Origin of the sequence: Protofrankia sp. CiP1_Cm_nod2 (assembly GCF_920664355.1) — a bacterium.
In the GTDB taxonomy this organism is placed as follows: Bacteria; Actinomycetota; Actinomycetes; order Frankiales; family Frankiaceae; genus Protofrankia.
Genome location: NZ_CAKKTL010000026.1, coordinates 25,972 through 34,210, shown reverse-complemented (window position 1 = coordinate 34,210; position 8,239 = coordinate 25,972). Strand labels below are relative to the sequence as shown.

The 8,239-nt window shown below is 69.4% G+C and carries 10 protein-coding genes; all 10 read right to left on the bottom strand.

All coding sequences use genetic code 11. From position 1 onward, the window contains the following. Positions 1 to 768 (bottom strand): 30S ribosomal protein S3 (rpsC, locus tag NBW84_RS04885; protein WP_250282093.1); only part of this gene is annotated, 768 nt, incomplete at its 3' end. Next, positions 768 to 1,190, bottom strand: a complete 423-nt coding sequence (gene rplV, locus NBW84_RS04880; RefSeq protein WP_250282092.1) for a 50S ribosomal protein L22 — start codon at positions 1,188 to 1,190, stop codon at positions 768 to 770. The genes rpsC and rplV, both read right to left, overlap by 1 nt. Further along, positions 1,183 to 1,464: a 30S ribosomal protein S19 gene (gene rpsS / locus NBW84_RS04875; protein WP_239310550.1), complete on the bottom strand. Its 282-nt coding sequence runs from the start codon at positions 1,462 to 1,464 to the stop codon at positions 1,183 to 1,185. Before rpsS ends, rplV begins: the two co-directional genes overlap by 8 nt. Positions 1,465 to 1,537: 73 nt before the next feature. Next, complete coding sequence (gene rplB, locus NBW84_RS04870; protein WP_250282091.1) at positions 1,538 to 2,371, bottom strand: 50S ribosomal protein L2; 834 nt, start codon at positions 2,369 to 2,371, stop codon at positions 1,538 to 1,540. A gap of 84 nt (positions 2,372 to 2,455) precedes the next feature. Beyond that, complete coding sequence (gene rplW, locus NBW84_RS04865; RefSeq protein WP_250282089.1) at positions 2,456 to 2,752, bottom strand: 50S ribosomal protein L23; 297 nt, start codon at positions 2,750 to 2,752, stop codon at positions 2,456 to 2,458. Next, positions 2,749 to 3,549, bottom strand: a complete 801-nt coding sequence (rplD, locus tag NBW84_RS04860) for a 50S ribosomal protein L4 (RefSeq protein ID WP_250282088.1) — start codon at positions 3,547 to 3,549, stop codon at positions 2,749 to 2,751. The genes rplW and rplD overlap by 4 nt, the downstream gene beginning before the upstream one ends. Continuing rightward, a complete protein-coding gene (gene rplC / locus NBW84_RS04855) occupies positions 3,546 to 4,280 on the bottom strand; it encodes a 50S ribosomal protein L3 (RefSeq protein ID WP_250282086.1) in 735 nt (244 codons plus the stop codon). Before rplC ends, rplD begins: the two co-directional genes overlap by 4 nt. A gap of 16 nt (positions 4,281 to 4,296) precedes the next feature. Next, positions 4,297 to 4,605, bottom strand: a complete 309-nt coding sequence (gene rpsJ / locus NBW84_RS04850) for a 30S ribosomal protein S10 (RefSeq protein WP_013875113.1) — start codon at positions 4,603 to 4,605, stop codon at positions 4,297 to 4,299. Positions 4,606 to 4,773: 168 nt separating this feature from the next. Continuing rightward, a complete protein-coding gene (gene tuf / locus NBW84_RS04845) occupies positions 4,774 to 5,967 on the bottom strand; it encodes an elongation factor Tu (protein WP_131768537.1) in 1,194 nt (397 codons plus the stop codon). Positions 5,968 to 6,140: 173 nt separating this feature from the next. Beyond that, positions 6,141 to 8,237, bottom strand: coding sequence for an elongation factor G (gene fusA, locus NBW84_RS04840; protein ID WP_250282084.1), 2,097 nt, complete (start codon positions 8,235 to 8,237; stop codon positions 6,141 to 6,143). Positions 8,238 to 8,239 lie beyond the last annotated feature (2 nt).

The window sequence follows — 8,239 nt, the reverse complement described above, 5'->3', positions numbered from 1 at the left end:
GCGCTCGCCCTGGCGGGCCGCCGCCCGGCCGGCGTCGGTGCCACCGGTGGTGGTACCGGACGAGCCCGACCGCGGCCCGCGGCGCGGACGCTCCCGGCGGTGCTGCCGCTGCAGCGCCTCCTGGGCCTCCCGCTCCGCCCGGCTCTGCACGACGTCACCCTTGTAGATCCAGACCTTCACGCCGATGCGCCCGAAGGTGGTCCGGGCCTCGTAGAACCCGTAGTCGATGTTGGCGCGCAGCGTGTGCAGCGGCACCCGGCCCTCACGGTAGAACTCCGAGCGGCTCATCTCGGCGCCGCCGAGGCGTCCCGAGCACTGCACCCGGATGCCCTTGGCGCCGCCCTTCATCGCCGACTGCATGGCCTTGCGCATCGCCCGCCGGAAACTGACCCGGCTGGAGAGCTGCTCGGCCACGCCCTGCGCGACGAGCTGGGCGTCCACCTCGGGGTTCTTCACCTCGAGGATGTTGAGCTGGACCTGCTTGCCGGTCAGCTTCTCCAGGTCACCACGGATGCGGTCGGCCTCGGCGCCACGGCGTCCGATGACGATCCCCGGACGGGCGGTGTGGATGTCCACCCGCAGCCGGCCCTGGGTGCGCTCGATGTCGACCCGGCTGATACCCGCGCGCTCCATGCCCCGGGACATCATCTTCCGGATCTTCACGTCCTCGCCGACATACGCCTTGTACTGCTTGTCGGCGTACCAGCGGGAGGTGAACTCCGAGGTGATACCCAGCCGGAACCCGTGCGGGTTGACTTTCTGACCCACTACCGGGTCCTCCCTGTGCTCTTCGCGCCGCGGGTTCCCGCGACCGGCGGCCGGCTCTCCACGACAACCGTGATGTGGCTGGTCCGCTTGCGGATCCGGTAGGCACGGCCCTGGGCCCGCGGCCGGATACGCTTGAGGGTCGGGCCCTCGTCGACGAAGGCCTCACCGACCCAGAGCGTGGCCGGGTCGAGGCCGTGGTTGTGCTCGGCGTTGGCCACCGCGCTCGCGACCACCTTGTAGACGTCCTCGCTGGCCGCCTGCGGGGCGAACCGGAGGATGTCGAGGGCTTCGCGGGCCGAGCGGCCACGCACCAGGTCGATGACCCGACGGGCCTTCGTCGGCGACACCCGGACGTAACGGGCCGACGCGCGGGCGCCCGCCAGCCCGGAACGGGTCACCCCGTCGACAAGAGCGTCAGCCACGGCGTGACCTCCGGTCCTCCTTGACATGGCCACGGAAGGTCCGCGTCGGCGCGAACTCGCCGAGCTTGTGGCCGACCATTCCCTCGGTGATGAACACCGGGACGTGCTTGCGACCGTCGTGCACGGCGATCGTGTGACCGAGCATGTCCGGGATCACCGTCGAACGTCGCGACCAGGTCTTGATGACGTTCTTCGTGCCCTTGGCGTTCTGCACGTCCACCTTCTTGAGCAGGTGGTCGTCGACGAACGGGCCCTTCTTCAGACTGCGTGGCATGGCGTGTGTCTCCTCCTTCCCGCTCAGAATCGGTGGTCGGACGTTGGGTGCCGCCGGGTGTGCGCCATCGTGATCACCGCCGCCTGTTCTGCTTCCGACGACGGACGATCAGCGCGTCGCTCGCCTTTCGGGTCCTGCGGGTGCGCCCCTCCGGACGGCCCTTCGGGTTCACCGGGTGGCGGCCACCGGAGGTCTTGCCCTCACCACCACCGTGCGGGTGGTCGACCGGGTTCATCGCCACGCCGCGGACGGTGGGGCGACGGCCCTTCCAGCGCATCCGGCCGGCCTTGCCCCAGTTGATGTTGCTCTGCTCGGCGTTGCCGACCTCCCCGACCGTGGCCCGGCAGCGGACGTCGACGTTGCGGATCTCCCCGGACGGCATCCGCAGCTGGGCGAAGGGACCGTCCTTGGCGACCAGCTGGACGCTCGCCCCCGCACTGCGCGCGATCTTCGCGCCGCCACCGGGACGCAGCTCGATGGCGTGCACCACGGTGCCGGTGGGGATGTTGCGCAGCGGGAGGGCGTTGCCGGGCTTGATGTCGGCGGTCGGGCCCGAGGCGACCACGTCACCCTGCCGGAGCTTCACCGGGGCGAGGATGTAGCGCTTCTCCCCGTCGGCATAGTGCAGCAGGGCGATCCGGGCGGTGCGGTTCGGGTCGTACTCGATGTGGGCGACCTTGGCCGGCACGCCGTCCTTGTCCCGCCGGAAGTCGATCAGACGGTAGGCGCGCTTGTGGCCACCGCCCTGGTGCCGGGTGGTAATGCGCCCGTGGACGTTGCGGCCGCCCTTGGAGTGCAGCGGGCGGACCAGCGACTTCTCCGGGTGGTCACGAGTGATCTCGACGAAGTCGGACACGCTCGCACCGCGGCGCCCCGGCGTCGTCGGCTTGTACCTACGAATCCCCATCGTCACCCACCGTGTCCTCGTCCCCGCGGGCCAGGCCCGGTGAGGCCCTGGCCGCGGACGGCTGCGTACTCGTCGGTCTGCATGTCACGCACCGGGACCCCCGAAGATCTCGATGGAGTCCCCCGGCGCCAGCGCGACCATGGCCCGCTTGGTGGACTTGCGCTGCCCCCAGCCGGTGCGGGTGCGCTTGCGCTTGCCCACCCGGTTGCTGGTGTTGACGCTGAGGACCCGGACGTTGAATATCCGCTGGACCGCGATCTTGATCTCGGTCTTGTTCGCGTCCGGGCGGACGATGAAGGTGTAGACGTTCTCGTCCAGCAGGCCGTAGCTCTTCTCGGAGACGACCGGCTTGATGATCACGTCACGCGGGTCGGCACTCACTTGGTCTCCTCCTCGGCTACCGCGTCCTCGGCTGCCGCGTCCGCGTCGGCACCGGCCGGTGCCGACGGCTCGTCGGAAGCGGTCCGCGCACCGCGGGAGACCGGCGTCAGCGCCCGGTCCACGAACGTGGCCAGTGCGCCGCGGGTGAACACCACGTCGTCGCTGACCAGCACGTCGTAGGTGTTGAGCTGGCCGGGGTCGAGCAGGTGCACGCTGGGGAGGTTGCGCAGGCTCTTCCAGGTGCGCTCGTCGGCGTGGTCGACCACCACCAGCACCCGCCGGACGTCCGCGATCGTCCGCAGCGCGACGCGCGCGGCCTTCGTCGACGGCGCGTCACCGCTGACGAACGATGACACGACGTGCACCCGGCCGCCGCGCGCCCGGTCGGACAGGGCCCCGCGCAACGCGGCGGCCTTCATCTTCTTCGGCGTCCGCTGGTCGTAGGAACGCGGCTTGGGGCCGTGCACGACGCCACCGCCGGTGAACTGCGGGGCGCGCAGCGAGCCCTGCCGGGCCCGGCCGGTGCCCTTCTGCCGGTACGGCTTGCGCCCACCGCCGCGGACCTCGCCGCGGGTGCGGGTGGAGTGGGTCCCCTGCCGGGCCGCGGCGAGCTGCGCCACCACCACCTGGTGGATGAGCGGCACGTTCAGCGGCACGTCGAAGATCTCACCCGGCAGGTCGACGCTGCCGCCCTCGCCACCGGCGGGGGCGTGCACGACGACCGTGCGGGTCTGTGGCAGCGCGCTCCGCTCGTCGTCGGCGGCCCGTGACCGCCGGCGCGCCGTCACTGCGCTCATGCCGATACCTCCTCGCTGGACGTCGCGGCGTCACCGGTGGCGGATGCCGCGGCCGGCTCGGCGACGGGCTCGAAGTCCGCCGGCGCGGGCCGCTTGGCCGCGCTGCGGACGAGCACCAGGCCGCCGTCCGGGCCGGGAACCGCGCCCTTGATCAGCAGGAAGCCGCGCTCGGTGTCGACGGCATGGATGGTCAGGCCGGCGATGGTGACCCGCTCGTGCCCCATCCGCCCGGCCATCCGCAGGCCCTTGAAGACGCGGCCGGGGGTGGCGCACCCGCCGACCGAGCCGGGCGAGCGGTGCTTGCGCTCGACGCCGTGGCCAGCGCCGAGGCCCTTGAAGCCGTGCCGCTTCATCACACCGGCGAAGCCCTTGCCCTTGGACGTGCCGGTCACGTCCACGATGCCGCCCGCGGAGAAGATCTCACCGGTCAGTTCCTGGCCGGGGCGGTAGTTGGTGGCGTCCGCGGTGCGCAGCTCCACCAGATGCCGCCGCGGCGGGACCCCGGCGCGCGCGAAGTGACCGCGCAGCGGCTGGGTCACCCGGCGGGAGTCGATCTCGCCGTAGCCGAGCTGGACCGCCGAGTAGCCGTCCCGGTCGGATGTCCTGACCTGCGTCACCACGTTCGGCCCGGCCTTGACGACCGTGACCGGGACGACGCGGTTGTTCGCGTCCCATACCTGGGTCATCCCGAGCTTGGTGCCCAGGAGCCCCCTGTAGTTGCGATTGAGCATGACTGCGCCGGCCCCTTTAAAGCTTGATCTCGATGTCGACACCGGCGGGAAGGTCGAGGCGCATCAGCGAGTCGACCGTCTTCGGTGTCGGGTCAAGAATGTCGATCAGCCGCTTGTGCGTACGCATCTCGAAGTGCTCGCGGCTGTCCTTGTACTTGTGCGGCGACCGGATCACGCAGTAGACGTTCTTCTCCGTCGGCAGCGGCACCGGTCCCGCGACCTGCGCACCAGTCCGCGTCACCGTCTCGACGATCTTGCGGGCCGAGCTGTCGATGATCTCGTGGTCGTAGGCCTTGAGCCGGATGCGGATCTTCTGTGCCGCCATGGTGGGCTTCGCCTGTCCTGTCTGTCTCGTCCGGCTGGCAGGCCCCACAGGGTCCGTTCCTTCGCCGGAGCTGCCGCCGGATGTACCGCTTGTTGTCAGGTGCGTGCACCGTGCAAGCGGCGGGCCGTATGCCCTGGATGAGGCATAGTGGGCCCGCCGCCGCGGTGGCTACTTCAGGATCTTGGTGACGCGACCGGCACCGACGGTACGACCGCCCTCGCGGATGGCGAACCGCAGGCCTTCCTCCATGGCGATCGGCTGGATGAGCTCGACCGTCATCTCCGTGTTGTCGCCCGGCATGACCATCTCGGTGCCCTCGGGGAGGGTCACCACACCGGTCACGTCGGTGGTACGGAAGTAGAACTGCGGGCGGTAGTTGTTGAAGAATGGAGTGTGACGACCACCCTCGTCCTTGCTGAGGATGTAGACCTGAGCCTCGAAGTTGGTGTGCGGCGTGATCGACTTCGGCTTGGTGACGACCTGGCCGCGCTCGACGTCCTCGCGCTTCACACCGCGCAGGAGCAGGCCGACGTTGTCGCCGGCACGCCCCTCGTCAAGCAGCTTGCGGAACATCTCCACGCCGGTGACGGTCGTCGTGGTGACGTCCGGCCGGATGCCGACGATCTCGACCGTCTCGCTGACCTTGACCACACCGCGCTCCACACGACCAGTGACGACCGTGCCACGACCGGTGATCGTGAAGACGTCCTCGATCGGCATGAGGAAGGGCTTGTCGATGTCACGCTCGGGCTCCGGGATGGAGTCGTCGACAGCCTGCATGAGCTCGAGGAGCTTGGCTCCCCACTCCTTGTCGCCCTCCAGCGCCTTGAGCGCCGAGACCCGCACCACCGGCACGTCGTCGCCGGGGAACTCGTACGAGCTCAGCAGCTCCCGGACCTCCAGCTCGACGAGCTCGAGGATCTCCTCGTCGTCGACCATGTCGGCCTTGTTCAGCGCCACGACGATGTAGGGCACGCCGACCTGGCGGGCGAGCAGCACGTGCTCCTTGGTCTGCGGCATCGGGCCGTCGGTCGCCGAGACGACGAGGATCGCGCCGTCCATCTGCGCCGCGCCGGTAATCATGTTCTTGATGTAGTCGGCGTGGCCGGGGCAGTCGACGTGAGCGTAGTGCCGGTTGTCGGTCTGGTACTCGACGTGGGCGATCGAGATCGTGATGCCGCGGGCCTTCTCCTCCGGCGCCTTGTCGATCTGGTCGAACGGCGTGAAGGGGTTCAGGTCCGGGTGCGCGTCGTGCAGGACCTTGGTGATGGCCGCGGTCAGCGTGGTCTTGCCGTGGTCGATGTGACCGATGGTCCCGATGTTGACATGCGGCTTGTTCCGCTCGAACTTCTGCTTCGCCACGGGTGTCCCTCCAAGGACGGGTGGTGTCGTGCCGTGCTGGTGGTCCTGGGACCGCCGGCGGCGCGGGAGAAGGGATCGCGCCGCCTGCCGGCCACTTGTAGCCTGCTAATGATCAATAGTGGCGCCGGGCCCGTGAGTGGCCCCCGGACGGGGCCGCCGCGCCCGGCCACCGGTCACTCCCCGCGCGCCTTCGCGATGATCTCCTTCGCGACTCCCGCCGGAACCTCGGCGTAGGAGTCGAACTGCATCGAGTAGACGGCCCGTCCCGAGGTCTTCGAGCGCAGGTCCCCGACGTAGCCGAACATCTCCGACAGCGGGACGATCGCCTTGACGATGCGCGCGCCGGACCGTTCGTCCATCGCCTGGATCTGCCCGCGCCGCGAGTTCAGGTCGCCGATCACGTCACCCATGTAGTCCTCGGGGGTGGTGACCTCGACCGCCATCATCGGTTCGAGCAGCACCGGGTCGGCCCGCCGCGCCGCCTCCTTGAACGCCATCGAACCGGCGATCTTGAAAGCGAGCTCGGACGAGTCGACGTCGTGGTACTGGCCGTCGAGCAGGGTGACCTTTACGTCGACGAGGGGGTAGCCGGCGAGCACGCCGAACTCCATCGCCTCCTGGCAGCCGGCGTCGACCGAGGGGATGTACTCACGCGGGATGCGGCCACCGGTGACCTTGTTCTCGAACTCGTAGCCGCCGCCGTCGCCGCCGGAGGGCTCGAGATCGATGATCACGCGGGCGTACTGCCCGGAGCCACCGGTCTGCTTCTTGTGCGTGTAGTCGACCTTCTCGACCTTGCGCCGGATGGTCTCCCGGTAGGCGACCTGCGGCTTGCCGACGTTGGCGGCGACACCGAACTCGCGGCGCATCCGGTCGACGAGCACGTCCAGGTGCAGCTCGCCCATGCCGGCGATGATCGTCTGCCCGGTCTCGTCGTCGGTGCGGACCTGGAAGGTCGGGTCCTCCTCGGCCAGCCGGCCGATGGCCGTGCCCAGCTTCTGCTGGTCGGCCTTGGTCTTCGGCTCGATCGCGACGCTGATGACCGGCGCCGGGAAGGTCATCGACTCCAGGATGACCGGAGCGTTCGGGTCACACAGCGTGTCACCGGTCGTGGTGTTCTTCAGACCGACGACCGCGACGATCTGGCCCGCGCCGACGCCCTCGCGGTCCTCCCGGTGGTTGGCGTGCATCTGGAGGATGCGGCCGATGCGCTCCTTGCGGTCCTTGGTGGAGTTCAGCACCGGGGAGCCCGAGGTGAGCCGGCCGGAGTAGACCCGGATGTAGGTCAGCTTCCCGACGTAGGGGTCAGTCATGATCTTGAAGGCGAGTGCGGCGAACGGCTCGCTCTCGTCCGGCTCACGGGAGACCTCGGTGTCCTCCCGGCCGATGGCGTGACCGACCGTGACACCGATGTCCAGCGGGCTCGGGAGGAAGTCGACGACGGCGTCGAGCATGGGCTGCACGCCCTTGTTCTTGAACGCCGACCCACACAGCACCGGGTTGAGCGAACCGGCCAGCGTGCCCCGGCGCAGCGCCGCCCGCAGCTGCTCCTCGGTCGGTTCCTCGCCCTCGAGGTAGAGCTCCATCAGGGCGTCGTCGTTCTCGGCGACGGTCTCGATGAGCTTGTCCCGCCACTCCTGCGCGGCCTCCAGGTGGTCACGCGGGATGTCGACGGTCTCGTAGGAGGCGCCCTTGTCCTCGGTGTGCCAGAGCAGGCCCTTCATCTGGATCAGGTCGATGACGCCCTTGAAGTCGGCCTCGACGCCCCAGGGCAGCTGGATGACGGCCGGGGTCGCGGCGAGCCGGTCGACCATCATCTCCACGCACCGGTGGAACTCCGCGCCGACCCGGTCCATCTTGTTGACGAACGCGATCCGCGGGACGTTGTAACGGTCGGCCTGGCGCCAGACGGTCTCGCTCTGCGGCTCCACACCGGCCACGGCGTCGAAGACGGCGACCGCACCGTCGAGCACCCGCAGCGACCGCTCCACCTCGACGGTGAAGTCGACGTGCCCCGGAGTGTCGATGATGTTGATGGTGTGGCCGCGCCAGGTACAGGTGGTGGCGGCGGAGGTGATGGTGATCCCCCGCTCCTGCTCCTGCTCCATCCAGTCCATCGTGGCGCCGCCGTCGTGGACTTCACCGATCTTGTAGTTGACGCCGGTGTAGAACAGGATCCGCTCGGTGGTCGTGGTCTTGCCCGCGTCGATGTGGGCCATGATCCCGATGTTGCGGGTCGCGGCCAGCGCGGCACGTACGTCAGCAGACATTG

What these genes read in the sequence shown, in the direction of transcription:
- rpsJ (WP_013875113.1), bottom strand. Translation starts at nt 4,605, where the DNA reads ATGGCGGCACAGAAGATCCGCATCCGGCTCAAGGCCTACGACCACGAG.
- rplD (WP_250282088.1), bottom strand. Translation starts at nt 3,549, where the DNA reads ATGAGCGCAGTGACGGCGCGCCGGCGGTCACGGGCCGCCGACGACGAG.
- fusA (WP_250282084.1), bottom strand. Translation starts at nt 8,237, where the DNA reads ATGTCTGCTGACGTACGTGCCGCGCTGGCCGCGACCCGCAACATCGGG.
- rpsS (WP_239310550.1), bottom strand. Translation starts at nt 1,464, where the DNA reads ATGCCACGCAGTCTGAAGAAGGGCCCGTTCGTCGACGACCACCTGCTC.
- rplC (WP_250282086.1), bottom strand. Translation starts at nt 4,280, where the DNA reads ATGCTCAATCGCAACTACAGGGGGCTCCTGGGCACCAAGCTCGGGATG.
- rplB (WP_250282091.1), bottom strand. Translation starts at nt 2,371, where the DNA reads ATGGGGATTCGTAGGTACAAGCCGACGACGCCGGGGCGCCGCGGTGCG.